This window comes from uncultured Psychrobacter sp., assembly GCF_947500265.1.
In the GTDB taxonomy this organism is placed as follows: Bacteria; Pseudomonadota; Gammaproteobacteria; order Pseudomonadales; family Moraxellaceae; genus Psychrobacter.
This window is the reverse complement of record NZ_CANMRN010000003.1, coordinates 248777-272848: the sequence shown is the minus strand read 5'-3', so window position 1 is coordinate 272848 and position 24072 is coordinate 248777. Positions and strand designations below refer to the sequence as shown.

25 protein-coding genes are annotated in these 24072 nt (G+C 43.8%); 13 read left to right on the top strand and 12 right to left on the bottom strand.

Going from position 1 to position 24072, the window contains the following annotated elements:
• Positions 1–166: 166 nt before the first annotated feature.
• The 4 genes from rsfS to Q0788_RS06045 form a co-directional block, all read right to left on the bottom strand.
• Positions 167–580, bottom strand: a complete 414-nt coding sequence (gene rsfS / locus Q0788_RS06060; protein ID WP_057758112.1) for a ribosome silencing factor — start codon at positions 578–580, stop codon at positions 167–169.
• A gap of 131 nt (positions 581–711) precedes the next feature.
• On the bottom strand, positions 712–1674 hold the full coding sequence (locus Q0788_RS06055; RefSeq protein WP_298808744.1) for a nicotinate-nicotinamide nucleotide adenylyltransferase: 963 nt from the start codon (positions 1672–1674) through the stop codon (positions 712–714).
• A 218-nt stretch (positions 1675–1892) separates the two neighbouring features.
• A complete protein-coding gene (pta, locus tag Q0788_RS06050; RefSeq protein WP_101205111.1) occupies positions 1893–4040 on the bottom strand; it encodes a phosphate acetyltransferase in 2148 nt (715 codons plus the stop codon).
• Between the two features lie 153 nt (positions 4041–4193).
• Complete coding sequence (locus Q0788_RS06045) at positions 4194–5426, bottom strand: acetate/propionate family kinase (protein WP_298808743.1); 1233 nt, start codon at positions 5424–5426, stop codon at positions 4194–4196.
• Between the two features lie 809 nt (positions 5427–6235).
• Between Q0788_RS06045 and Q0788_RS06040 the strand changes: the two genes are divergently transcribed.
• From Q0788_RS06040 to Q0788_RS06025, 4 genes are all read left to right on the top strand, one after another.
• Positions 6236–6550, top strand: coding sequence for a lipoprotein (locus Q0788_RS06040; protein ID WP_298808741.1), 315 nt, complete (start codon positions 6236–6238; stop codon positions 6548–6550).
• A 316-nt stretch (positions 6551–6866) separates the two neighbouring features.
• The gene (gene lysA / locus Q0788_RS06035) at positions 6867–8096 is read left to right on the top strand and encodes a diaminopimelate decarboxylase (RefSeq protein ID WP_298809034.1); all 1230 of its coding nucleotides are present in this window, start codon (positions 6867–6869) and stop codon (positions 8094–8096) included.
• A gap of 329 nt (positions 8097–8425) precedes the next feature.
• Complete coding sequence (gene dapF, locus Q0788_RS06030) at positions 8426–9313, top strand: diaminopimelate epimerase (RefSeq protein ID WP_057758121.1); 888 nt, start codon at positions 8426–8428, stop codon at positions 9311–9313.
• A gap of 46 nt (positions 9314–9359) precedes the next feature.
• Positions 9360–10382: a tyrosine recombinase XerC gene (locus Q0788_RS06025; protein ID WP_298808739.1), complete on the top strand. Its 1023-nt coding sequence runs from the start codon at positions 9360–9362 to the stop codon at positions 10380–10382.
• A 33-nt stretch (positions 10383–10415) separates the two neighbouring features.
• On the opposite strand, the gene Q0788_RS06020 is transcribed toward Q0788_RS06025, so the two are convergent.
• Entirely contained in the window at positions 10416–11285 is an 870-nt protein-coding gene (locus Q0788_RS06020; protein ID WP_298808737.1) for a nitrilase-related carbon-nitrogen hydrolase, read from the bottom strand.
• A gap of 287 nt (positions 11286–11572) precedes the next feature.
• Between Q0788_RS06020 and rpoN the strand changes: the two genes are divergently transcribed.
• Both rpoN and raiA read left to right on the top strand, forming a co-directional pair.
• Complete coding sequence (rpoN, locus tag Q0788_RS06015; RefSeq protein ID WP_298808735.1) at positions 11573–13231, top strand: RNA polymerase factor sigma-54; 1659 nt, start codon at positions 11573–11575, stop codon at positions 13229–13231.
• A 359-nt stretch (positions 13232–13590) separates the two neighbouring features.
• Positions 13591–13971, top strand: coding sequence for a ribosome-associated translation inhibitor RaiA (gene raiA / locus Q0788_RS06010; protein WP_057758130.1), 381 nt, complete (start codon positions 13591–13593; stop codon positions 13969–13971).
• A 247-nt stretch (positions 13972–14218) separates the two neighbouring features.
• On the opposite strand, the gene thiS is transcribed toward raiA, so the two are convergent.
• From thiS to Q0788_RS05990, 4 genes are all read right to left on the bottom strand, one after another.
• The gene (thiS, locus tag Q0788_RS06005; RefSeq protein ID WP_298808734.1) at positions 14219–14419 is read right to left on the bottom strand and encodes a sulfur carrier protein ThiS; all 201 of its coding nucleotides are present in this window, start codon (positions 14417–14419) and stop codon (positions 14219–14221) included.
• Between the two features lie 127 nt (positions 14420–14546).
• A complete protein-coding gene (locus Q0788_RS06000; protein ID WP_298808732.1) occupies positions 14547–14921 on the bottom strand; it encodes a DUF423 domain-containing protein in 375 nt (124 codons plus the stop codon).
• Positions 14922–14945: 24 nt separating this feature from the next.
• On the bottom strand, positions 14946–15809 hold the full coding sequence (rpoH, locus tag Q0788_RS05995) for an RNA polymerase sigma factor RpoH (RefSeq protein ID WP_197099889.1): 864 nt from the start codon (positions 15807–15809) through the stop codon (positions 14946–14948).
• Positions 15810–16049: 240 nt separating this feature from the next.
• A complete protein-coding gene (locus Q0788_RS05990; RefSeq protein ID WP_298808730.1) occupies positions 16050–16505 on the bottom strand; it encodes a sulfurtransferase TusA family protein in 456 nt (151 codons plus the stop codon).
• Positions 16506–17043: 538 nt separating this feature from the next.
• On the opposite strand from Q0788_RS05990, the gene Q0788_RS05985 reads away from it, so the two are divergent.
• Positions 17044–18615, top strand: a complete 1572-nt coding sequence (locus tag Q0788_RS05985; RefSeq protein ID WP_298808729.1) for a M48 family metalloprotease — start codon at positions 17044–17046, stop codon at positions 18613–18615.
• 42 nt (positions 18616–18657) lie between these two features.
• Here the strand turns inward: Q0788_RS05985 and Q0788_RS05980 are convergent, their stop codons facing one another.
• Together Q0788_RS05980 and rpsU are read right to left on the bottom strand one after the other, a co-directional pair.
• Positions 18658–19107 carry a GatB/YqeY domain-containing protein gene (locus Q0788_RS05980; RefSeq protein ID WP_057758141.1) on the bottom strand — a complete coding sequence of 150 codons (450 nt, stop codon included), beginning with the start codon at positions 19105–19107 and terminating at the stop codon, positions 18658–18660.
• A gap of 202 nt (positions 19108–19309) precedes the next feature.
• Positions 19310–19525 (bottom strand): 30S ribosomal protein S21, encoded by a 216-nt coding sequence (gene rpsU, locus Q0788_RS05975; RefSeq protein WP_010195908.1) that lies wholly within the window; start codon positions 19523–19525, stop codon positions 19310–19312.
• A gap of 698 nt (positions 19526–20223) precedes the next feature.
• Here rpsU and Q0788_RS05970 point away from each other — a divergent pair.
• The 4 genes from Q0788_RS05970 to crcB all read left to right on the top strand — a co-directional run bounded on the left by Q0788_RS05970 (position 20224) and on the right by crcB (position 22970).
• On the top strand, positions 20224–20595 hold the full coding sequence (locus Q0788_RS05970; RefSeq protein ID WP_298808728.1) for a hypothetical protein: 372 nt from the start codon (positions 20224–20226) through the stop codon (positions 20593–20595).
• A gap of 125 nt (positions 20596–20720) precedes the next feature.
• Positions 20721–21257, top strand: a complete 537-nt coding sequence (locus Q0788_RS05965) for a c-type cytochrome (protein ID WP_298808727.1) — start codon at positions 20721–20723, stop codon at positions 21255–21257.
• Positions 21258–21495: 238 nt separating this feature from the next.
• On the top strand, positions 21496–22554 hold the full coding sequence (tsaD, locus tag Q0788_RS05960; protein WP_298808726.1) for a tRNA (adenosine(37)-N6)-threonylcarbamoyltransferase complex transferase subunit TsaD: 1059 nt from the start codon (positions 21496–21498) through the stop codon (positions 22552–22554).
• A 44-nt stretch (positions 22555–22598) separates the two neighbouring features.
• Positions 22599–22970: a fluoride efflux transporter CrcB gene (gene crcB / locus Q0788_RS05955; RefSeq protein ID WP_160021062.1), complete on the top strand. Its 372-nt coding sequence runs from the start codon at positions 22599–22601 to the stop codon at positions 22968–22970.
• A gap of 250 nt (positions 22971–23220) precedes the next feature.
• Here crcB and Q0788_RS05950 read toward each other — a convergent pair whose 3' ends face one another.
• Positions 23221–23415: a hypothetical protein gene (locus tag Q0788_RS05950; RefSeq protein ID WP_298808722.1), complete on the bottom strand. Its 195-nt coding sequence runs from the start codon at positions 23413–23415 to the stop codon at positions 23221–23223.
• Between the two features lie 131 nt (positions 23416–23546).
• Between Q0788_RS05950 and Q0788_RS05945 the strand changes: the two genes are divergently transcribed.
• Together Q0788_RS05945 and Q0788_RS05940 are read left to right on the top strand one after the other, a co-directional pair.
• A complete protein-coding gene (locus Q0788_RS05945) occupies positions 23547–23723 on the top strand; it encodes a hypothetical protein (protein WP_298808720.1) in 177 nt (58 codons plus the stop codon).
• Between the two features lie 38 nt (positions 23724–23761).
• Positions 23762–24040: a hypothetical protein gene (locus tag Q0788_RS05940; RefSeq protein ID WP_298808718.1), complete on the top strand. Its 279-nt coding sequence runs from the start codon at positions 23762–23764 to the stop codon at positions 24038–24040.
• Positions 24041–24072: the final 32 nt, after the last annotated feature.

Genomic DNA, 24072 nt, shown 5'->3' with positions numbered 1-24072 from the left:
GGCTAATAAATACTAATATGAAATGAGCTTATCTGTACTCAATGATATGTATCTGATTATACTGGTTCATCACCATAAAATTTACATAAAAAAAGACCAGAATAAGTATTCTGGTCTTTTTGGTGGAGCGTTTCTTAATTTTGAACGAATATCGTCACTGACAAGCTTATTTGTTTTTGTTACGACGGCCCGCAGTTTTCTTTTCGCGAGGCGTAGCAACTAGCTCAGCCAACTGCTCAGGTGATGACCATAGGCCTTCTAGGTCATAAAACTCACGTGCTTGCGGCGTCATCATGTGGACGACAACTGCGCCCAAATCGATCAACGTCCAATCAGAGTCGATGCCGCCTTCACGACCAAGTGGCATAAAACCAGCTTGCTTAGCTTCAGCGCCGACGCTATCAGCCATCGCACGTACATGACGCTTTGAGGTACCATCAGCGATGATGATGCGCTCTGTTACGTCAGTCAACTCTTCTACATTCATTACAGTGATGTTCTTTGCTTTCATATCATCTAGAGCGCTTTGTACTAGGGTCAAGCATTCTGTTAGGCGTTCTGCAGTCATGGTGTTGGTCATAAATTTTAATCTCTTGAATCGTAAATATGTAAAATAAAGGGGTAAAACGTCAATTTGTCTTATCCGACTGATCATATGTTGTCAGTCACGCATAGAGACAGGATAGGAAAAATGACATAGATAAGGCGATTTTAACGGAATTGAGCAGCAGAATATAGCTGATGGACGATAATATATTGATAAACAGCAGGATTTAGCCATTTAGCTAATGGATTAGATTCAGTATTGCTAATGATATCATTTATTGATGCTATAGATGCGATTTGCCGTTGAGCGACTGGCATTTTATTTGTTTGATCGTCTAGTTTCTGTAGTTGTTCACGTATTTGTGTGCTTGATACTGCAGTAATGGGCCGAGAATCTATATAAATGCGTCCTTGATTGGCGTTTTTCAAGTCAGTGCTTTTAGGGTCAGTGTTATTTGGATTAGTGCTATTTGAGCTTGAGCTATCTGACGAGCGCTGAATGGTTGGAGTTAATAGCTCGATAGGTGAGTCTGTTATATGTGCTTGTAATGACAACGGCAATTGCGTTTTTAAAAAAGCAATATCTTGTAAGGACGTTGTATGGTTTTCAGAAGATATAATACTGTCAGAAAATTTTTCGCTAACATCATCGCTCACATCGTTACTGCTCTGACGATTAAAAACCCATAGATTGACATGGTCAGTGAGACGCAAGCCATCTTTCCATTTATCTAAACTATGGGCGCTGTCCATACCCATAATAAATATCAAACTGTCATCAGGATATTGCTTTCTTAATGTGCGTACGCTGTCGATCGTATAGACAGGCGGCGCTTGCCATAGCTCCAGCTCATTGATCTGTATCGGCGTATTCTCCGTCGCCAGCTTTAACATCGCTAAACGATGGTTAGGGTCTGTACTTTGCGTCTTAAATGGTGAGCGCGCATTGGGTAATAAGGACACGTGCAGTGTGCGCTGTAGCTGCTTGGCGATTGGTAGTAGGTGCTGATAGACAGACATCGCTACTTCTAGATGACCATTATGTACGGGATCGAATGAGCCACCAAGATAGGCACGAATGGCAGGTGCAGGTGTTTTCTCTTGAGGGGTGTTGCTCGTATTTGGCATAAATAAATGTATAAAAGTAGATAGGGCGCACGTAGTCGTTGATGCACCTTACTCTTTTACTGGCTGACCTTTTAGGGTAAATAATTTGATGATAGCGCTATTGTAGAGGGCAGACGAGCATCTGTCACCACTGGCTGTCACAGAGCACCAATAAAAAACCGACCATCATAAAGATAGTCGGCTTTGTATAGGAATTTGACGGATAAGTCTTACAGCGATTAAATCAAATCGCTATACGCTTGGATAGCGGTTAACGCGATGGTATAGACGATATCGTCGACCAAGGCACCACGTGATAAATCATTCACGGGTTTATTCAAGCCCTGTAGCATAGGGCCAACACTGACGACGTTGGCACTACGCTGTACTGCTTTATATGTGGTGTTACCAGTGTTGAGGTCAGGGAAGATAAAGACATTAGCTTGTCCAGCGACAGGTGAGTCAGGCGCTTTTTGCTTACCGACGCTCATGACAGACGCCGCATCATACTGTAGCGGGCCGTCTACTTTGAGGTCTGGTGCGCGCTCACGAACGATTTGGGTTGCACGGGCGACTTTTTCGACATCCGCGCCTGCGCCTGATGAGCCAGTAGAGTAGCTGATCATTGCAACTTTTGGGTCGATACCAAAGGCAGCAGCAGACTGTGCTGATTGAATGGCAATCTCAGCCAGCTCTTCAGCGTTAGGATCAGGGTTGATTGCACAGTCACCATAGACGACCACTTGCTCAGGCAACAGCATAAAGAATACTGACGACACGAGCGAATATTGCGGCGCGGTTTTGATTAGCTGGAATGCTGGGCGTACTGTATTGGCAGTGGTATGAATCGCACCTGAGACCAGACCATCGACTTCGTCTAGTTGGAGCATGATAGTACCTAGATAGACCGTGTCTTTTAGATATTCAGCAGCAACTTCCGCAGTGGTTTTACCTTTACGGCGCTCTACGACAGCGGCGATATATTTGCTCATATCGAGGTTGTCAGGATCGATGATCTCTAGCCCTTCAGGCAGCGTCAAATCACGGTTTTTAGCCACTTGCTCAACGTCACTACGTTTAGCAAGTAACACGCAATTGGCGATACCGCGACTCTGACAGATACAGGCAGCTTCAACCGTACGTGGCTCCGCGCCTTCTGGCAGTACAATGCGTTTTTTGGCGTGTTGTGATTTTTTGACCAATTGATGGCGAAATGCTGATGGTGACAGACGCGGTTCATGATTGCGGCTGAAGTATTCTTTAATCCAACTTAGATCCAAATGCGCTGCCACATAACGAGCCACTTCATCAGCACGTTCTGTATCATCACTTGGAATCTCAGAACTCATATGCATCAGGCTCTGTACCGTCTCGTAGCTGTCGCTTTCGACACTCATGACGGGTATGCCAGTTTTGAGCGCTGATTGCCAAAGCTCAGCAACTGTATCGCTTGGAGTGATGCCACCTGTTAACACCAGACCTGCCAACGGAATTCCATTGATACAGGCCAATCCAGCAGCCAATAGCAAGTCATCACGGTCGCCAGGCACGACCATTAACGTACCACGCTTAAATACTTCATTGACGCGCGCCACTGAACGAGCGGTTAGGCTGATACGATTGATACGACGTGTCTTTGCTTCGCCAACATTTAGCCAAGTCGCATCAAGCTCTGTTGCGATATCCCATGTGCGTGGCACAGATAGGGAGTCACTAAAAGGCACCACCCCGATAAGGCGGAATACTTCGGTATTGAACGAAGGCGATAGACGCTGAACCTCTTGTAGGAAGTTAGGATCTAAGCTGACAACGGCCTCACCCGGCGCGACAGGTTGATTGTCAAAGGTGTTCGGCACGTCTTGTACACGCATCAATATCACACCGAGCGTTCGTGAATCGATGACACCGCCAAACTCACGGGCATGGACATCCAGTTTATCCGCTAAATAAGCAGGTTTACTGATATCAGCGGTACTGACAAATATAATTTTGGCGTCTAGCGCGTGAGCAAGTGCACGGTTGATTTGTGAAGCATAAGAGGTCTCAGTGGTTGGCACCAGACCTTCACAGATAATCACGTCATGACCATCATCGATCGTATGAAAATTGGCAATCACTTCTTCCATCAAGTCATCAAGATTGTCATCGCCTAGCATACGCTCGACGTGTTGACGACTGATAGAGTCAGGTGGATTTAGGCCAAATGCGTGCATGGTCAATGCGCTTGAGCTGTCTAAGCTGTGCTGTTTGTCTAGCGTGTCATCTTGCAAAAACGGCTTCATAAAGCCCGCTTTGATACCGTTATAATCAAAGGCACGGATTAGCCCTAGCGCGGCTGATGTCACACCGATACCGCGACTAATGGGAACAAGTAAAATGGTTTGCATAATGTGTCCTACAATTTATTTTATTTTAGACGTCGAGTCATTTTGAGCAGCATAAGCAGTGCAGCATAAAAACACCAAGCGCTTTATCTTATTCGTTCTCAGCTTTTTATAAGCGTTTCGCAAGATAAGCGCTAGGCATTATAATCAATAGGCTTATACTAATTTTAATGCTTGACGAGTCTCTTGAGCGATGCGGTATTCTTCGTCTGTTGGTATAACCCACAGCTCGACACTGCTACCTTCTGCTTGGAAGCTGCCTTCTTGGCCACCGTACAATCCAGCGTTCTTTTCAGCGTCCATCTTGATACCGAAATGACGCATGACGGCTAAAATACTTGCGCGCGTGGTGACAGAGTTTTCGCCGATACCACCAGTGAATACAATACCGGTAAATTCAGGCAGTGCACAGCTTAAGCTAGCGAGGTATTTACCAGCGCGGTAGCAGAACATCTCGATGGCGAGCTGCGCATCTTTATGGCCTTCGCTCGCAGCTTGTTCAATAGTACGCAAATCATTTGATAGACCAGAGATACCAAGCAGACCGCTTTCGCTATTTAGCATCTTATCCGTTTCTTCTAGACTAATACCGAGCTGACGTTTCAGATGCATATGTAAGCTTGGGTCGACATCGCCGCTACGTGTGCCCATCATCAGTCCCTCAAGTGGGGTCAGACCCATGCTGGTATCAAGACTTTTGCCATCATATACGGCGGTTGCTGAGCAACCATTGCCTAGATGCGCGGTTATCCAGCCATGAGAACCTTTTGCTTCAGTGACTTGGCTAGCACGTTCTGAGACATAGGCATGAGACGTACCATGGAAGCCGTAACGACGAATTTTGTGCTCTTCGTATAGGTATTTTGGTAATGCATAGCGGAAGGCGACCGGTGGCATGGTTTGGTGAAAGGCGGTATCAAATACCACAACTTGTGGAATATCAGGGTAGATAGCTTGAACCGCTTCAATACCCAAAGCATTTGCAGGGTTATGTAGTGGAGCCAATATCTTTAAGCGTTTTACTTCTTCCAACGCGTGCTGATCAACACGAACAGCTTGAGAGTATTCACGGCCGCCATGTACCACGCGGTGACCGACTGCGATAAAGTGATATTGCTCTAGTAGCTCTAGAATTTTTTGTAGGGCGAGTTTGTGACTACCACCAGGAATAGAAATCTCTAACTTATCGCCATTTAGCGTGGTGTGTTTGATACGGGCTGTATCGAGACCTAAGTTTTCGGCAAGACCGGTGATACGAGTAGAATTGTCATCGCTAATCAACGCGTATTTGATAGAAGACGAACCGCAGTTGAGGACTAAAGTGGGGCTGGTTAGGGTTGATGTTTCGCTATTCTTATCATCAAAAGTGGTACTTAGGTTGGCGCTCATACTCTATCCTTAGATTGGTTTTTATAAAGGGCAAATCAATTATATCGTTTGTTCGTTCGATACGAAAAAGACGTCTATTGCCACGTCCTGTTTTATTATCATCAAATGCCACATCGCTGATATCTCAACTGCTGTAGTAAAGGTCACTGAGATGTGATGTCATTATTATATGGAATTGATGAAGTTGATAACTGCCGAGTAAATAAACATCAGCCATATCTATGCTGATCATATCAAGCAAGCATATTGGCGATTTTTTTTATACTTGGGCTACTATTTCTGACAGTGCTATGCATCCATGCTTATGAGGTAATGCGTCTGCATCTCAGGCTAGCATCCTATTGCCGCCGCAAACTGGGAATATAATGTAACACATTTTTGTTTCTACACCACGACAGGGGCAAGGTTTAAAATGTGTGATTAATAAATGGCTAAATATGAAATAAATCAATTATATTCAGTGAGTTATAGAACTATAAATGGATAACTTTTATGGGCGGCATAACAGGGCTATTGCTCACGAAATTGTAAGAAATATTGTCGAGACACCCATATGTCATACACTCATATCTAAGCTCGCAGACGATATTACTATAAAAATTCGACTAATGTTTTAGAAAATATTCAACATCACGCAAATTTATTCACCAATCATATTCAGTATCCGTACAGCTTTATGTAATAATGCTATGATTAAAATGGTCATAACGACAGTGCTTTCGCTGTCGGTTTGGCTGTCCACTTATTTTTTATTTATCACGATTTACTATCGCCATTATGCCGTCGTAAGTTCACAGGTTATCTATTATATGTCTACTATACACAGCCCTTCAGCAGCCAAGCATGCTAGCTCGTTCGCTCGTACCAGTCGTCAGGCTGTCGCCACTTTATTTATTGGCAGTGCGGTTATGGTAGGATTGTCAGGCTGCGGGCAAAAAGGCGATCTATATCTGGCAGACTCTAGTAGTCAAACGATAGAGGGCAGTGCGTCTGTACTGGATAGTACTAGTCATCCACAAGACGCAGCCTTTGCGGGTATCGACGATGATAACTATCAAAAAAACCGCTACCTAGAAGAGCAAATGGTGCTACCTGAGCCTAGTACTAATCCCAACGACTATTAATAACTGCCAAGCTAATAATTGCTAAGCTGAGCCAGTAGATAGCGATTAGGTGCTTTTTAATTAACAGTTTAACTAACTGTCGATTCTTCACTGCCTGATTGACTAAATAGCTTTGCTACCTAAATTTAATTTTCACCCTTGATAATCTGATTATATTAGAGATGTTTATATGAGTCATTCTGAACTACCTGCTGACTTAACCGATTCTGCTACTGGCGAATCCGTTACTATCCAAACTGAGCAAGGGCTATATGTTGACCCGAAAGCGTTGAGTGCTCACTTGCCAGCGCTAAGCTATCGCGGCGATGCATTGTATATGGAGCAGGTCAGTATCGATGAGTTGGCAAAAGAATATGGTACACCTTGCTACGTGTATTCAAAGCAAGCAATATTGGACGTTTATCAAGCTTATACCGATAGCTTTGGCAGTCTGAATCATCAAGTATGCTATGCCGTAAAAGCAAACTCTAACCTTGCCGTGCTTGGTGTCTTGTCACAGGCAGGCGCTGGGTTTGATATTGTCTCTCGCGGTGAACTTATGCGTGTGTTGGCGGCAGGTGGTGCAGCATCACGTGTGGTATTCTCAGGTGTGGGCAAAACGTACAGTGATATCGAATACGCGCTGACTCAAGGTATTGGCTGTTTTAATGTTGAGTCTATCAGCGAGCTGACTTTAATCAATGAAGTGGCAAAGTCACTTGATAAGCCTGCGCCAATCTCGTTACGCGTCAACCCTAACGTCGATGCCAAAACCCATCCGTATATCTCAACAGGTCTTAAAGACAATAAGTTCGGTATCACTCACGAAGACGCATTAGCGGTCTATCAGCAAGCGGCCGATTTATCACATATCGACATCGTTGGTATTGACTGTCATATTGGCTCGCAGTTGACTGAAGTAGAGCCATTTGTTGCAGCGTTAGATAAAGTGATTGAGCTGATACATAGCCTGCGTGATGCTGGTATTGAGTTGCAGCATATCGATTTGGGCGGTGGTTTAGGGGTGCGCTATATTGATGAGACGCCTGTTTCTATCGATGAGTTTGCTCAAGCTTTATTACCGAAGCTTAGCGAGCTTGCTTTGACTGTGTTCTTTGAGCCAGGTCGTAGTATCGTTGCCAATGCTGGCGTGCTATTGACTCAAGTTGACGTACTCAAGCCAACTGAGCATAAGAATTTTGCGATCGTTGATGCCGCTATGAATGACTTGATTCGTCCTGCTTTATATCAAGCTGAGATGGCGGTGATTCCAAGTGTGTTACCTAGTGCTGGTATCGATACAGATGGTACGCAGCCGTGGGATATCGTTGGCGCGATTTGTGAGACGGGTGATTTCTTGGCAAAAGACCGCCTACTGTCATTGGCCACAGGCGATGTACTTACCATTACAGGTGCAGGTGCTTACGGCTTTACCATGAGTAGTAACTATAACTCACGCCCGCGTGCTAACGAAGTGATGGTTTCTGGCGATAGTCATCAGCTAATCCGCAAGCGCGAAACGATTGAAGCGTTATATGCAGATGAAGCGCTGTGGCAGGCGCAGTAAGGCGATTAAAGACAAGCCAAAACTATCGCCGTATTTGATGGTTGAAGAGAACCCATTGTGATAATGACAATGGGTTTTTTTATGACTGGATTTTGAGGAAAATGTTTTTTAATTAAAGCTGATTCTTAACTGAAGGCATGCCTTTAGTTGAAGGCAACACCATTCACAAAAATTAGAATAGCAAAGAAAACAAGTGCAAGTACTACTCACTGTAGACTAAACAAGTTTGACACCGCTAATCGTATTTTTTGGGATTGGTATTATTATGATTGTATCTGACAGCGTGCTAAGATAAGGCATACATAAAAATAGGATAGGACATCAAAGATATGCTAATAGAGTTTACTAAAATGCATGGGTTGGGTAATGATTTCATGGTCATTGATTTAGTGACCCAGCGCTTAGATTTGACCAAGGATTTGGTGCAGTTATTGGGCGATCGTCATCTAGGCATTGGTTTTGATCAGCTGCTCGTAGTCGAGCCACCCATGCGCCCTGATGTCGATTTCAGTTATCGTATCTTTAATACTGATGGCACCGAAGTCGAACAGTGCGGCAATGGCGCGCGTTGTTTTGCGCGTTTTGTACAGGCACGTAAACTGTCATTTAAGCAGCGTCTACGCGTTGAGACGGCCAGTGGTATTATTTCCCTGACTACTGATCGTTACGGTTGGGTAGATGTAGATATGGGCAAGCCTAAGTTTGAGCCAGATGAGATTCCGTTTAGCCCAAGAGCGACGACCAAAATTCAAAACACCTATCATCTTGATGTAAATGGTACGCCTGTACAGTTGTACGTTGCCAATATGGGCAACCCGCACGCTGTGATAAAAGTCGATGACGTACTCGATGCTGAGGTTGAGACTTTAGGCAAAGCAATTGAATCGCATCCTGCGTTCCCAGACCGCGTCAATGTGGGCTTTATGCAAGTGATGAATCAGCGCCACATTCGTCTACGTGTGTACGAGCGCGGTGTGGGTGAGACCCAAGCTTGTGGTACGGGCGCGTGTGCAGCAGTAGCTGTTGGTATACGTGAGGGTTGGCTCGATGAGGGTGAGGAAGTTCGCGCGCAGCTCTACGGTGGCAGCATGATTATCAAATGGCAGCCAGGTTATTCAGTTACGATGACGGGTCCGACCGCTTTCGTTTATGAAGGTGTATTTAGTCCAGATGGCCTGATGGCACAAGCAGGTCTTAAACCCAATGCTGAAGGCTAATAACTGTTGTTAGGCCGATCGTATAAATGCCAAGGATGGTTCTAATATGGTTATGTCTACAAATAAAGACACTCAAGCGGCGAGCTCATCACCTTGGCTATCTACTGAGCTGGCCGCCACTATAGAGTCAGACGCTGCGTTACGAGAGCTACTCACACCTGTGCATCGTTGGCTCAATACGTTGTCTGTGCGCAACCATTCGCCGCATACTCTGACTGCTTATTTTGCTGGTTTGAATCAACTGGCGTTATTTTTGCGTGGTAAGCGTCTAACGTGGACACGCTGTGATAAACGGCAACTTGCCCAGCACATCAGTCAACGTCTTGATGAAGATAAGTTGGCGCTTGCCAGTGTTCAGCAAGAGTTGTCTGCGATTCGGCATTTTTATGGTTGGATGATTGAAGAAGAGCTAGCACGTATCAACCCAACCACTGGCTATCAGCTGAAGCGCAGTCCTAGACCGCTGCCTTCTATCGCTGATGTCGATTTGCTGACTCAGCTACTCGATCAAGAGATGCCTGATACGCCAGAGCAAGCGCGCTTATGGTTACGTGACAAGGCCATGTTTGAACTGCTCTATAGTAGTGGCTTGCGTGTTGGCGAATTGGTTGCACTCGATATGACAGATGTAGACCTGTCTGAGTTACGGGTACGAGTCACGGGTAAGGGTAATAAAACACGCCTAGTGCCATTAGGGATAAAGGCAGCAGAAGCGATTAGTCGCTACCTACCGCATCGTAACCTGTGGGTAGAGCAGATGGATAACGCATTATTCATCAGTGAAAAGCTCGGCACCAGATTATCAACACGGGCAGTGCAGCAGCGTTTAAAAGTCGCTGCCACCCGCGCAGGTATTGCCCAAAACATGTATCCCCATCTATTGCGTCATTGTTTTGCATCACATATGCTGTCAGGCAGTGGCGACTTGCGCGCCGTACAAGAGATGCTCGGGCATAGTGATATTAGCACCACGCAAATTTATACCCACGTTGATTTTGCAAAATTAACGCAAGTTTATGATCGCGCCCATCCACGAGCAACTCATGCTCAAAATGAAGAGTTGCCTTAGCAATTAGGCACGAAATCCACTGTATTCCACAATCTACGCCAAACGATGGCAATCAAAGATAGGCAGCTTCTGACGGCCTTGCTCTTGTGCTTGCTTGTCTAATGACGCCATGACGATGGCATACCGTTTATCCAGTTCGCTATCGTCATAGCTTGCGATAACACTACTATCAAACGCTGTAATGGCTGCATGTCCCCATGTCTGGCGCGTACTACCATCTTTGTAAAGATGATCGCCACCTTGCGCTGCGCCGATGACCATACATTGACTGTCTAGAGCACGCGCTCGTAACAGCAGCGACCAGTGCGCTTGCCCAGTCAAGTACGTAAAGGCAGAAGGTGCACTCAACAGTTCAGCACCTGCTTGTCGCAGACGCTGCGCCAATGCTGGGAAGCGCAAATCAAAACATACCATCATGCCGAGTTGATAGACTGTATTGCCTACTGCTAGTGGCGCAATTACGGTCTGCGTACCCGGCTCAAAGGTCGCCGCTTCGTTATAGCTGCCATGCTTATCGGCCACAGTTGCGGTAAACAGATGAATCTTGTCGTAGCGTGCGACGCGGGTGCCATCTGGTGCAAACAGCTGGCTCACTTGGCGCAATCTACCATCAGGAACGACAGTACCATCAGGGCGATAATGGCAGGGTAACGAGCCTGCTAGTACATGGATACCAGCGGTGCGGGCGTAGTCTGCTATCGTCGCTGATAAGTCGTCAAAACGCTCAGCAGTAGCAGATTGCTGTCCCATACTACAGCAGTTCTCAGGCAATACAACAAGCTCAGCACCTTGAGCTTGTGCGTCTGTGATAGCGGCTTTGATATCTGCTAGATTATCCTCAACATTCTGCTGACTGTTCATTTGAATAGCAGCGACGTTAAGTTGATGGTTACTTGAATTCATGACAATATTCCTATTGGGTGTGAGCTGTATTGGTCATTTACCGTAATTTATTTATTATAATATTTTCGCGGTAATGAGCAGACTGCTCGTATTTATGGATTGCTCATCCTTGCCAAGATGGTAGTCTGCTATCGATAGCAAACCAAACGTATCCGGACAAAACATAAATTATCATAGCAAAATTGTGGCAAAAAATGCTATCGTCATGTCCTGATAAGATTTATGTCGTTACCTTTACTGACAGAATAAACACAATATCACTAAGATCGGAGTGCAATAAGCCGCCCATGAGTATGTCGTTCGGATTGGCGACCACGCTGAGCAACTCACAAAAGCTAACCCCGCAAATGCAGCAAGCTATAAAATTGCTGCAGCTCTCTAGTCTTGAGCTCGCACAAGAGGTTCAGGCAAAGCTAGATAGTAATCCATTACTTGAACGTATCGAAAACGATGACGAATACGACAGTGGTGACGATGAAATAGAGGAGTGGAGCGAGCCGTTGACGCTTGATAGCTGGAATCAAAGTAGCAGTGACTCATTCGACTCAGTACCTACTAGCGGTACAGAGTACAGCGGCGATAGTAGCGATAGCTTCAGTGATAGTTTGGACAAATTACAACAGCCTAATATCGATGATAGTGCAATAGATGTAGATAGCTACAGCAGTTCTGATGCCGATAGCTTTGATATAGGTAGCTTTGACACGGGTAACTATGCCTCTACCGCAACAGGCGCTGGCAATAGTAGGGGTGATGAAGATTTTGATAGGTACCAAGGCGGTACTTCGTCTACCATTCAAGATCATGTGCGCTGGCAGCTGAATTTTAAGCGTCTATCAGAGTCCGATACGCTGATTGCAGAATATTTAATAGACTCTATGGATGATATGGGCTTTATTCGAATTGATATAGATGAGCTGCTACAGAGCTTTGATACGATGGCAAGTTTCTATCAATGGGATGAGCGCGTTGAAAAAGAAGAGGTCTTGACGGTATTACGTATTATCCAGTCCTGTGATCCAGTTGGCGTAGGGGCACGCCATTTAAGCGAGTGCTTATCGATTCAGCTATCCAAACTAGATGTTCACACCGAATACCTACAAGAAGCCCAAGCGCTACTATCAGCGAGCGAGCATTTAGTCAGTAATAATATTAAAGCACTAACAGAACGTACAGGGCTTGCACCAGAATACATCACACCTGCGCTTACGCTACTACGTACCTTAAACGCTTCACCAGGTCTACTGTTTCAGTCTAGCCAGCCCGACTATGCCCAACCGCCTGAGAGCTACGATATTCCAGATGTGTTGGTCACACCTGTTAGAAACAATAAGGCGACAAGTAACTCTGAAGTAGAAGAGGATGGCTGGTATGTACGTCTCAATCCAGACACCTTACCAAAACTACGCGTAAACCAAGAATATGCCAATTTGGTCAAGCGTGGCGATGATAGTCCTGACAATCAATATCTGCGCGAAAACCTTACCGATGCTCGACTGTTTATTCGTAGTATCGAAGAGCGCAATCAAAATCTACTCAAAGTAGCGACCAGCATTGTACGCTATCAACAAGAGTTCCTGCAGCATGGTGCAACTGCCATGCAACCCTTGATATTAAAGGCAATTGCTGAAGAAGTTGACTTGCATGAGTCGACAGTCTCACGCCTTACCACCAGTAAAACCATCTTGACGCCGCAAGGATTGTTTTCTTTGAAACACTTCTTCTCCTCTCACGTAAGTAGTGCTGATGGAGATATCTCATCGACCGCTATCAGTGCCATGATTAAAAAGCTCATCGCTGACGAAGATCCCAAAAAACCATTATCAGACAGTCGTATCAAGGATGAGCTGTTAGCAGATGGTATCGATATAGCCAGAAGAACCGTCGCCAAATATCGTGAAGCAATGAATATTGGCTCGTCTACTCAGCGCAAACAGAAATACTAATTATCTAAGCTCATCTTTCTATAAGGTTAATGGTTACCTGTCTGTACGGTGTAATCGAGATATAAAAAATAAAATTTTTTGATTATATAGAAACCAAGTAGAAATAATAGGTATTGTTACACTTAATTACAATTTAATGGCTTGCTACTGGGCGATTTTCATGACAAATTAGAGTCATACCAACAACGAAAACCAAGTGCCGGTTTATAGTATTTATTTACAACTAATAAAGGAGACGATAAAAGGATACGTCGACACATTACTAGAGGCATTGGGATAGTTAGTGGTAAGGCAGGATGATAAGAGCAAGAATGCTACCTCATCTGTTGATTGTAAGTTACAAATAAAAGGACAACAATATGAATGTTTCTATCAGTGGTCATCATATCAGCGTTACCGAAGCTATGGACACAGCAGTACGCGAGAAGCTTGAAAAAGTAGAGCGTCACTTCGATCAGATACAAAGTATTCAAGTGATTTTATCGTTAGACAATAGCGGTGCTAGCGACGGCGGTAAAAAGAGCCATAAAGCTGAAGCAATTATGCGTGTCTCGGGTCAAGAAATGTTTGTCCAAGCGTATGAAGATGATATGTATAAAGCCATTAACGAGATGGCAGACAAGCTAGATAGACAAGTACGTAAGTATAAAACCCGTCAAGAGCGCAAAAAGACTCAGGGTGCAGGACGCGATAGTCGCTATCAGGATCTAACCCCTGCAGAAGCAGTACCAGCAGCATAGTTCGAGTTTAAAACTTTGAACACTATCGTTACAAGCTAGTGAAAGTAGACTAAGAGTATAAAAAATTTATAAGTAGCTGCTGCATTAGTTTGTAATTGACATAAAAAAAGACCTCTAACGTGTAATACGTCGAGGTCTTTTTTAGCATTAGTAAACTTAGTTAGTAAACTTAGTTAGTAAACTTAGTTAGTAAATTTAGAACGAAAATGAACTAGCTATCAGCTCAAGCTTACCTGTCTAAACATTATTAACCACCGCCGACGGCTTGTACTACTTCGATATTCATGCCTTCTACAACACGTAGTTGAGCAAGCTCGCTCTTTGGCGTCAGCTCGCCGTCGACTTCCACAGCGTAACGACCCTGACTAAGACCAAGCTCATTGATAACCAGTTGTACAGTCTGATGAGTGGTTTGCAAGCTTTTACCATTGACACTAATGGTGCTCATAATAAATACTCCTTAATATTTTAAAATTCCTATGTATCCGCTATTTACTACGTATCTTTTGTTTTGTTACTGATAGTTTGTCGCAGCTAATGCAAAGAGCTAAAAATTACAATAACTATTAAATAGCTCAGCTAATTGAGTCCTTCAATCGAAAGGCGGAAACGGCCAACCATAGCCAACCTGCAATCATAAGAACGCCGCCAATAGGCGTAATCGCACCGAACCAGCGAGGTGCACCAAGCGTCATTGCATATAAGCTACCAGCAAAAATGATAATACCAATTTGTAGTAACCAAGCGGTCGACTGAGCAATATATTTCAAACGAATCAGTAAGCCAACAAGCAATAATCCTAGCGCATGTACGAACAAATACAGCGTTGCCGTATGCCACCATTCAAGCTGTTGAATGCTGACACGACCTTCTAAACTATGCGCACCAAATGCACCTAAGGCCACGGCGATAGCCATATTAATTGCTGCAATACCGATCCAATTTAACATTGAACAACTCGTATCATCTTAGGGCTACTGAATATCATCTGGCAAAATCACACTATCAATGGTCATCGCATCACGAATCTTGTCCATGGCATTTTTCTCAATCTGACGGACTCGCTCAGCTGAGATAGAGTAAACCGCAGCTAACTCATGCAAGGTGGATTTTTGCTCAGACAACCAACGCTGCTCGACAATATCGCGTGAACGATCATCTAAAGTACCCATAGCAGCGATGAGTGCTGATGAGTTATTTTCTTCCCAATCCGCTTCTTCTAACTGCTCAGCTGGATCGATACCATCTTCCAAAAATAGCTGAGGGGCGTAGCGACCATCATCATCGTCGCTTGACTGTGCCTCAAACGAAGCATCATAAGAGGTTAGACGTGATTCCATCTCTAACACTTGCTTGCGCGTAACATTCAAGTCATTAGCAATAGCGTCCGCTTCCTCTAAGGTCAGCTGATTGTTGGTTTTCTTAAGGCTGCGCAAGTTAAAGAACAGTTTACGATGAGCCTTGGTAGTCGCAACTTTCACAATACGCCAGTTGCGAATCACAAACTCATGAATTTCAGCTTTGATCCAATGTACAGCAAAGGATACCAAACGTACGCCTTTATTCGGGTCAAAACGTTTGACTGCTTTCATCAAACCTAAGTTACCTTCTTGGATTAAATCTGCTTGCGGCAAGCCGTAACCCGAGTAGCTACGTGCGATATGAATTACAAAGCGTAGATGCGACATTACCAGTAGACGAGCAGCTTCAACATCACCTTCATCATAATAGCGATGTGCCAGCTCTTGCTCTTGTACTGGCGTCAAAATAGGGATTTGATGGACAGTATTGATATATGCACCCAAGTTGACCCCTGGCGCTGACAGGTGAGTTGGCATAGCTGGTACTAAGTCACGCGTACTGGTATTGCCTAATGTACTCGCGTCATAAGGTGGTCGCTGAGCAGCGGCCTTTAATGCAGCATCGCGTGCATCGTTTTTTATAGGAGCTGAGCCATCTTTTTTATTTGTATTTACAGCATCAGTAGAAGTATTAGCCATATTCTTGACCTTGGTTAAATAGTTAAGCAAATAGTCAGATAAAAATCTTTATGATTTAATTGTAAAGGATAGCAGCGCTTAGTTGCTATCAGTTTTGGTAATGATGAAGTGATATATTGTAGCGAAACGCTGTAATGATGTGCCATCAACTGACGAGTGGTCAGTAACTTCATTGACCACTAGTTCCAAATAATCTGCCGACTGTGATTGCTGACTTTGTCTACAAAACGCTGTGATATCAGCTTGCGAGTTAGGGTCGGTTGCAACCACATATAGTGATTCGCCAACTGTTACGTCACGTAATGCGACCTTAGTTTTTAACAATGGCATCGGACATGCAAGACCGCGTCCATCAACGAAACCTTTTATATTTAGTTCAGATTGCGCTGTAGCTACATCATCTGAATTATGACTTTCAGTCGGTAGCAGCTCTAGTAAACTCGCAATGTCGTTCTGCTGTGCATCAGTCAAATTCTCTGATAACTGTATAAAGTGCGACACACGTTCGATGACTAATTCACTAGCAGCGGGCATAACTTAAACCTTGTAGATATCTATATTTTAATTTGTTTTATTAGCGAGAGGCTCTGATATTGAGTACGAACATAATTCAGAAATTATAAATTATGAGGTCGTCATCACAGTCACCTAAACCTACTATCATTGTTGCTTATTATACCAAATAGACAATGTATAGTTGCAGTTGAATATAATCAACGCTGTGTTCGGTTCACTAGAATCATATAACCAAGAGTTGCACGATTAGCAATTGCCCGACTAATAGTTATACGTTTGAGATTTACTGCATAAATAATAGCCCAATGAATAATTACACAGTTATGTTGCGCAATCGTGACGGGTGGCTAAGTTATTGGTAGTTAAGTTCATTGTAGAATTGACCTTATATAGACAAGCTCGTATAGTCGAAAAGATGTCGTCAATTATCTTATAGGATATGCACTTGTACCAGGCTAATAGAACGAAGCGACCCGACAGCAACAACTCTTTAGTAGCCAAAAACTCTATAGGCTTGCCATTTATGTTATCTAAGCAAAAAGGTAAACGTCATTTTATGAGTGTAGCTTTGCCAAGTGGTATCAAGGTAGGGTTGTCAATGATGTTACTAGCCATAGCCAGCGGTGCGCATAGTCGTGAGAGTCAAACGCTGCCATTTGCTGATAGCTCGTGGCAAGTAACAGATCCGCAAACGCTAGATCTACCAAACCTGCGCGGGCAAGGATTGAGCTTTGCTGAGCAATATCAAAACAAAATGCTTGGTGAATGGTCATTACAGAATATCAATGGCCGCGTCAGAATGGAACATGATCCTTGGGTACAGGAAACGATAAAAGACATGACGTGGCGTCTCAATGCCCAAGCTCGTCAGCAAGCACCACTTGGCGTCGTTATCATTGATAATCCTAGTATTAATGCCTTTGCAGCGCCTGGTGGCGTAATCGGTATCAATACTGGGACGATACTGTCAGCTAGTAGCATGGATGAGCTGGCAAGCGTCGTCGCGCATGAAGTTGCGCATATCAGTCAACGGCACTACGAAAGCGGCGCTGACGAACGTAAAAAAGCTTTGCTGATGCAGCTAGGCGGTATGCTAGCTGCGATTGCTGCCTCAGCTGTCGATGGTGATGCCGCTGCGGCTGTGATGATGGGCAGTCAGACAGCCTCTATGAATAGCAGTATGGCGTTTAGCCGTAGTAATGAACGCGAGGCTGACCGAGTAGGGATGCAGATTATGACCCAAGCGGGTTATGATCCTCGGGCGATGCCGCGGTTCTTTGCCACGATGAATCAGCAGAGTCAGTTAAACCAAGTTGAGAATCAATTTTTACCGAGCTTTGTACGCTCACATCCTCTGAGTAATGAGCGGTTGAGCGAGTCACAGAGTCGCGCCCAACAGTATCCAGCGCTCTCATTGAGCCAACAGCAGCGCCATCAAGCACTGTTTGATTTACTGTATTGGCGTGTGCAAGTGACTGGTAAACATGCATCCGAAGTCACACTGACAACGGCCGCCAAAAACAGTCTTGGAGCCAAACTTGCGCTAATGCATTGGTATGGAGAGCAGCAGCGTTTTACAGATGCTAATAAGGTATTGGCTGAGATAAATGGGTTATCAAATACGCAGCGTCAAAATTTAGAGCCTCTATTGTCGATTACCCATAGTCAATTATTGAGTGAACAAGGAAAATGGCAACAAACTGTAGATGTCTTAGAGAGCCAACAGCGCCTATATCCTGAGCGCCGTGACTTACGCCTTTATCTAGCCGAAGCGCTGACTAACAGTAATCAACCGATAAAAGCTCAAGCGCTGTTGAAGCCACTAACAGAACAGCAGCCAAGCGATCGTTATGCATGGCAAAGCTTGCAACTTGCCAATGAAAAACTTGCTAAGACCACCACTTCACCACAGTTAGCCAATATCGCGACGATTAATGCATTGCGCTATCGCAGTTATGATCAGCTATGGAATGGACGCTATGAGAATGCGCTGACCTCTTTGACACAAGCCAAACAGTTGACGGAGAACCTACAAACCACGGAACAAGCCAATAGTGCGCGTCCGTTATTGGCTAATATTAACGTAGAACTCAAAGCAATAAAAACCGCCAAAGACTTTAAGCCTTAGACGGTTATTTGTACAGATTAGCCTGCCAATCAATAGCAAGTGCTAGCCTTGTAGCGCGTCTTTAACCATTTTAGAAATCAAAGCAGGATCAGCACGGCCAGCTGTTTTATTCTTCAAAACACCCATGACGCTACCCATATCACGCATAGACGTAGCACCTTGCTCAGCGATTTCAGCATTTACCAATGCCATGATCTCGTCTTGATTCATTTGCTGTGGCATAAACTCGTTGATGATATCAATCTCAAACTGCTCTTTTGTAGCCAAGTCATCACGGCCATTTTCTGTAAAGATAGTTAGTGATTCTTGACGCTGCTTTAGCTGCTTTTGCAAAACTTCTAATACTTGCGCATCATCAAGTTCTGTCTGACGGTCAATTTCGATTTGTTTCACTACTGACTGTACATTGCGCAGTACTTTGACGCGCTCAAGCTCACGAGCTTTCATTGAAACTTTGATATTGTCTGATAACGTCTGTTTAAGTTGGCTCACTGCTATTATCCTTATCGCTCTGTTAAATGCTATTCGTTAGAGGTTGTTTGTTAAATTTTAGAACAAAACCTGCTGATTGTGGTTTTAATAAAAAGTTATGTCAGCAGTAATAACAAAAATTGTAGCATAAAAAACGCCACTGATATCGATTGATAACAGTGGCGTTAGTGTAGCGCTTGTACTTAGCTAATCAGATTACTGATTAGTACATACGAGTGGTACGAATAGTTTCGCGTTGTAACTTCTTCTTATAACGCTTTACGGCAGCAGCTTTTTTACGCTTACGTACTTGCGTTGGTTTTTCATAAAACTCACGCTTACGTACGTCTGATAATACACCAGCTTTTTCACAAGCACGTTTGAAACGACGGATAGCGATATCAACTGGTTCGTTTTCTTTAACCTTAACTGCAGGCATGAAGACTCCTCGATTAGGATGAGATATAAGGGCATTAGTTTGGCTGTGTATTAGTATTTAGCCGTAATATCTCAAGATTACAGGCATCAGCTCAAACTAGGACAATTCTCACGCATTAGCGCAAGGGCAGGTATTTTAATAAAAAATACCAACAAAGTCAATGATTTTAAGCATTTATTGCTGATAAGGTGTTCAATTAGATAGCTATTTGAATTTGGCTCTCAAACTATGAATTCGACATATATACAACGCTTTATCAATAAAAAACCCCTACCGTCTATAACGGTTTGATTGGAGTTTATGCTATGATAATTCCCATATTATAGGGTCTATTGAACATTCAAATATTAGGGCTGCTGATGGCTAAAGTTACCCCAAACTAGGCGAAAACCGACGATAATGTCGAGACCTTAGCTAGGTTTTCAACAACGGTTGGGGTAATTTTAGCATCAGCCTTGAGAACGGATCGAGCAAAGCACTGCTTTGCCCGTTCGCAAGGCAAGAGCTGTGCTCGAGTGGAGGGCAGTACTCTTTTTTATCAATATATGGCGAAATGGTTTAACCTAGAATGACTAGGCTTCAACAATTTCACTGCATATTGTCTAAAAAATAGTGACTGCCAGCACCACATTTGAATGTTCAATAGACCCTAGTAAGCCTATGAACCGTTTTGTGTGTATTTTATTGAGGATGTTGGAATGAAAAAAACAGTATTTAACACGGCATTAAGCATGGCACTTATCGTAGCTTTAGGTGTGAACGTGAGCGCTTGTAGTGGCGGCGAAGAGCATGAAGAAGTGCTGGCTATCGATATGGTGGATGAAGCGGCTGAGTTGGCACGCGAAAACGCGCCTGAAGCAGAAGAAATGGAATTCCCAGAGACAGCACCAATGCCAGCGGCTGATGCAGCGGGTACAGAAGCTGACGGTACAGCTACTGCTGAAGCAGGAACGGCTGACGCTGATACTGCAGAAGCAGCAGCTACCGATAGTACGGATACAGCCGCTGCTCCTACTGACAGCGCTGATATGGCGGCTACTGAAGATACAGCTGCAGCCACTGCTGAGTAATTTATTGGTCAATTGACTATTAGCTCAACTGAATATTAAACAGTTATTAGTCGTATATGTAAGTACTTTAAGCTGATATAACGCATCACTAATTGATTGCAGACTGACTAAGTAAGGGTAAAACCATGATTGATATACAACCGTATATGAACAAGCTGAAATTGTCTGTGATCGGTATGAGTGTGGTATTTGCAGTGAGTGCTTGTAGCGGTGATAACACAGCTACGGAAGAGTCGACAGCAGCCAATGAACCAGCGACCGCTGTAGAAGAAACAGCTGTAGCAGAAACCGAAGGCACGACGCCTGAGTCTATGGTTGATCCAAAAGCAGATACAGAATCAAAAGCAGCAATAGAGTCTGCTGACATAGTAGATGAGGCAGTGGCCACACCTGAAACTGATTCTGAGCCTGAAGTGTTGGCAGCAGATGCAGGTGCTAAACTGTATGAATCAAATTGTCAGGTTTGTCATGCTGCAGGTTTGCTCGATGCGCCAAAGTATGGTGATACAGCGGCTTGGACAGCTCGTTTGACCAAAGACAAAGAGACGCTATATATGCACTCGGCTAAAGGCTTTAATAAAATGCCAGCACAAGCGGTAAATGGTGTGACCGAAGCACAAGTTAAAGCAGCTGTTGATTATATGCTAGCGTCGGTAAGCTGATACGGTATATATAGAGTATGTAAGCTATTGAAATTTGCTAAACTGGCCGTCATTGTGACTGACAATGACGGTTTTTTCATGCATATTTTTTGTCATGCCAGTCTCAACAATATACAGCTTTACTAAGCTAATTTGAGATAGTGTGTGACTGGCTGTATTCGTTATCCAATTTCCCAGAATGATGTAAGATAAAAGTGCGACAAAAATAGCACGAAAACGAAAGTATAAAGGCAAAAGTATGAGAGTATTGGGCTTAGAGACCTCTTGTGATGAGACGGGGCTAGCGATTTTTGATAGTGAGCAAATAAATAGCGACAACCAAGGTTTGGTCGGGCAAGTACTGTACTCTCAGATTGAGCTGCATGCCCTTTATGGCGGCGTTGTGCCTGAGCTTGCTAGCCGCGATCATATTCGTAAGCTAGTGCCATTACTTAATGAGCTACTCGAACAATGCAATATGAAAAAAAGCGAGATTGATGCGATTGCTTATACCAAAGGGCCTGGTCTTATTGGTGCATTGATGACAGGCGCACTATTTGGTCGTAGCTTGGCATATGGTTTGGATATTCCAGCGATTGGTATTCATCACATGGAGGGGCATCTTTTGGCGCCGCTTATGGGTGCAAACCCTCCGGCGTTTCCTTTTGTCTCGCTATTGGTGTCTGGTGGGCATACGTTGCTCATTGCTGCTCACGGTGTTGGACAATATGAGATATTGGGCGAGTCGATAGATGATGCGGCGGGTGAGTGCTTTGATAAGGCGGCTAAAATGCTAGGCCTGCCTTATCCTGGCGGCCCTAATATTGCCGAACTAGCAGAAACTGGTAATCCTGACGCTTACGCACTCCCAAGACCAATGCTACATCGGGGTCTAGACTTTTCGTTTAGTGGCATGAAAACAGCCGTGCATAATCTTATTAAAGATACACCACATTCAGGAGGGTCGGGCAATAGCGCTGATAGTGATCCACAGATTCGTGCTGATATTGCCGCCAGTTTTCAGCATGCAGTGGTCGACACGCTAGTGAAGAAGTGCGTCAAAGCACTTAAGCAAGCAGATATGAGCCGCTTAGTAATTGCGGGCGGGGTCAGTGCCAATACGCATCTGCGCGAGACGTTAGAAGCTGAACTGGCTAAGATCAATGCGACGGTTCATTATGCACCGCCTGCGCTATGTACGGATAATGGCGCGATGATTGCTTATGCAGGTTTTGAGCGCTTGCAAGCTGGACAGTCTGATGATTTGGCTGTTAGCTGTATTCCGCGTTGGCCGATGACAGAATTGCCAGCCGTATAAATGAGCATTTGGTCCAACACGTTTATATGAATTAAGGATAGTTTATGCAGTGGCTTGCTATCGGTTTGGGCGCAGCATTCGGTGCTTGTCTGCGAGCTTGGTTATCGCGTTTTAATGCCTTGCACGGTTGGGTGCCGCTCGGTACTCTGAGCGCCAATATCTTGGGTGGACTGCTGATAGGGCTGGCGCTAGTGTGGTTTGAGCGTATGGGAAGCAATTTGTCCGATCATGTACGCGTGTTTGTCATTACGGGTTTTTTAGGTGGGCTGACTACCTTTAGTACGTTTAGTGCAGAGGTATTTGGCTTTATCCATGACGGGCGGCTGCTAGCAGGTTTAGCGCTCATCGGCTTACACGTTGGGCTAACGTTACTGGCAACCGCGCTTGGCTTTTATTTCTTTAAGCTAATTTTGTAGCCGTTGATAAATATTAATCTTTTAAGAGTCTGTTAGAAGTGGTTCCATGATAGCAGTCTGTTTTAAGTGATCTATTAATACGTTTGAAGAGTGAAATAGCTGGTTCCGTTGGAGTATGCCTTTAAAAACTGCCTAATTTCATTAAGCTTTAAGCTTAAGCGTATTCATATTGAATATTAATATTTGAGAATACAATTGATTATTTTCGAAGAAAGCAACTAACCTACCTTGGTCATTAGTTGAATTAATCTCATTTAGCCAACACATATACATCCAAGCCCTCATATTCTTCAGTATATGCATTTTCATCTATATAATTTCTGCAATTCACCCAATCACCACTAGAGTGACCAAAAATATCCCTAAGAATAGGCTGAGAACTTTTTTTAGCTATAATATGATCTATAAGCATCTCAAATTTAAGACTCAGATCGTCTTCATCCATATTATAGTTCTCTTAAATCAGTTGTTAAGTTATCAAAAATAGTGAGTGTACAGTTTAGAGTTCGATTCCTGTATAGCGCATCGAACTACCAGTTATATATTAAAAAGCCTTACCGCTAACGAGAGAAAGGCATGAAAGAAGATAATAAAGGTTTTTTTAGTCAGCGCACATTTAATATATTTTTCTCTGGAGTATTTGTTTTCATTATGGCTATGTTACTTAAAGAAAAGTTAGAAACGCCTGAAAATTATCTTGAAAACGTTAAAAAAAGTGAAGCTATTGCTCGAGAGCAGCTTGCCCCCCTTTAAAGGAGGTTTTTAAGAGCAATTCAATATCTGAAGGTCGAATGAGCAGAGGTAGTAGCTCGTTACGTTACGGAATAACGTTTGAAGATAGTAGTGGTATAACTGACGATAATATAAGTAAAATCAAAGCCGATGGTTGGATACAATACAAAAAAGATTATCAGGAGAAGGGGTTATACTTTTTTTGTAAAGACAAATATAGGTTGAAAGCTACAGAGAGTGAAAGATATATTTCTACAATTATAGAATATAGTAAATCATCACCATGTTGGGATTTTGAGGAAACTTTAAAGAAGGATTTTTATCAGTTGGTAAAATAACTCCCTATAGTGGCACTTAAAACTTCAGCAAT

Bases quoted from the DNA above. Each gene is read 5' to 3' on its own strand.
- rsfS (WP_057758112.1), bottom strand. From the start codon at position 580: ATGACCAACACCATGACTGCAGAACGCCTAACAGAATGCTTGACCCTA.
- Q0788_RS06055 (WP_298808744.1), bottom strand. From the start codon at position 1,674: ATGCCAAATACGAGCAACACCCCTCAAGAGAAAACACCTGCACCTGCC.
- pta (WP_101205111.1), bottom strand. From the start codon at position 4,040: ATGCAAACCATTTTACTTGTTCCCATTAGTCGCGGTATCGGTGTGACA.
- Q0788_RS06045 (WP_298808743.1), bottom strand. From the start codon at position 5,426: ATGAGCGCCAACCTAAGTACCACTTTTGATGATAAGAATAGCGAAACA.
- Q0788_RS06040 (WP_298808741.1), top strand. From the start codon at position 6,236: ATGTCTACTATACACAGCCCTTCAGCAGCCAAGCATGCTAGCTCGTTC.
- lysA (WP_298809034.1), top strand. From the start codon at position 6,867: ATGGAGCAGGTCAGTATCGATGAGTTGGCAAAAGAATATGGTACACCT.
- dapF (WP_057758121.1), top strand. From the start codon at position 8,426: ATGCTAATAGAGTTTACTAAAATGCATGGGTTGGGTAATGATTTCATG.
- Q0788_RS06025 (WP_298808739.1), top strand. From the start codon at position 9,360: ATGGTTATGTCTACAAATAAAGACACTCAAGCGGCGAGCTCATCACCT.
- Q0788_RS06020 (WP_298808737.1), bottom strand. From the start codon at position 11,285: ATGAATTCAAGTAACCATCAACTTAACGTCGCTGCTATTCAAATGAAC.
- rpoN (WP_298808735.1), top strand. From the start codon at position 11,573: ATGAGTATGTCGTTCGGATTGGCGACCACGCTGAGCAACTCACAAAAG.
- raiA (WP_057758130.1), top strand. From the start codon at position 13,591: ATGAATGTTTCTATCAGTGGTCATCATATCAGCGTTACCGAAGCTATG.
- thiS (WP_298808734.1), bottom strand. From the start codon at position 14,419: ATGAGCACCATTAGTGTCAATGGTAAAAGCTTGCAAACCACTCATCAG.
- Q0788_RS06000 (WP_298808732.1), bottom strand. From the start codon at position 14,921: ATGTTAAATTGGATCGGTATTGCAGCAATTAATATGGCTATCGCCGTG.
- rpoH (WP_197099889.1), bottom strand. From the start codon at position 15,809: ATGCCAACTCACCTGTCAGCGCCAGGGGTCAACTTGGGTGCATATATC.
- Q0788_RS05990 (WP_298808730.1), bottom strand. From the start codon at position 16,505: ATGCCCGCTGCTAGTGAATTAGTCATCGAACGTGTGTCGCACTTTATA.
- Q0788_RS05985 (WP_298808729.1), top strand. From the start codon at position 17,044: ATGAGTGTAGCTTTGCCAAGTGGTATCAAGGTAGGGTTGTCAATGATG.
- rpsU (WP_010195908.1), bottom strand. From the start codon at position 19,525: ATGCCTGCAGTTAAGGTTAAAGAAAACGAACCAGTTGATATCGCTATC.
- Q0788_RS05970 (WP_298808728.1), top strand. From the start codon at position 20,224: ATGAAAAAAACAGTATTTAACACGGCATTAAGCATGGCACTTATCGTA.
- Q0788_RS05965 (WP_298808727.1), top strand. From the start codon at position 20,721: ATGATTGATATACAACCGTATATGAACAAGCTGAAATTGTCTGTGATC.
- tsaD (WP_298808726.1), top strand. From the start codon at position 21,496: ATGAGAGTATTGGGCTTAGAGACCTCTTGTGATGAGACGGGGCTAGCG.
- crcB (WP_160021062.1), top strand. From the start codon at position 22,599: ATGCAGTGGCTTGCTATCGGTTTGGGCGCAGCATTCGGTGCTTGTCTG.
- Q0788_RS05950 (WP_298808722.1), bottom strand. From the start codon at position 23,415: ATGGATGAAGACGATCTGAGTCTTAAATTTGAGATGCTTATAGATCAT.
- Q0788_RS05945 (WP_298808720.1), top strand. From the start codon at position 23,547: ATGAAAGAAGATAATAAAGGTTTTTTTAGTCAGCGCACATTTAATATA.
- Q0788_RS05940 (WP_298808718.1), top strand. From the start codon at position 23,762: ATGAGCAGAGGTAGTAGCTCGTTACGTTACGGAATAACGTTTGAAGAT.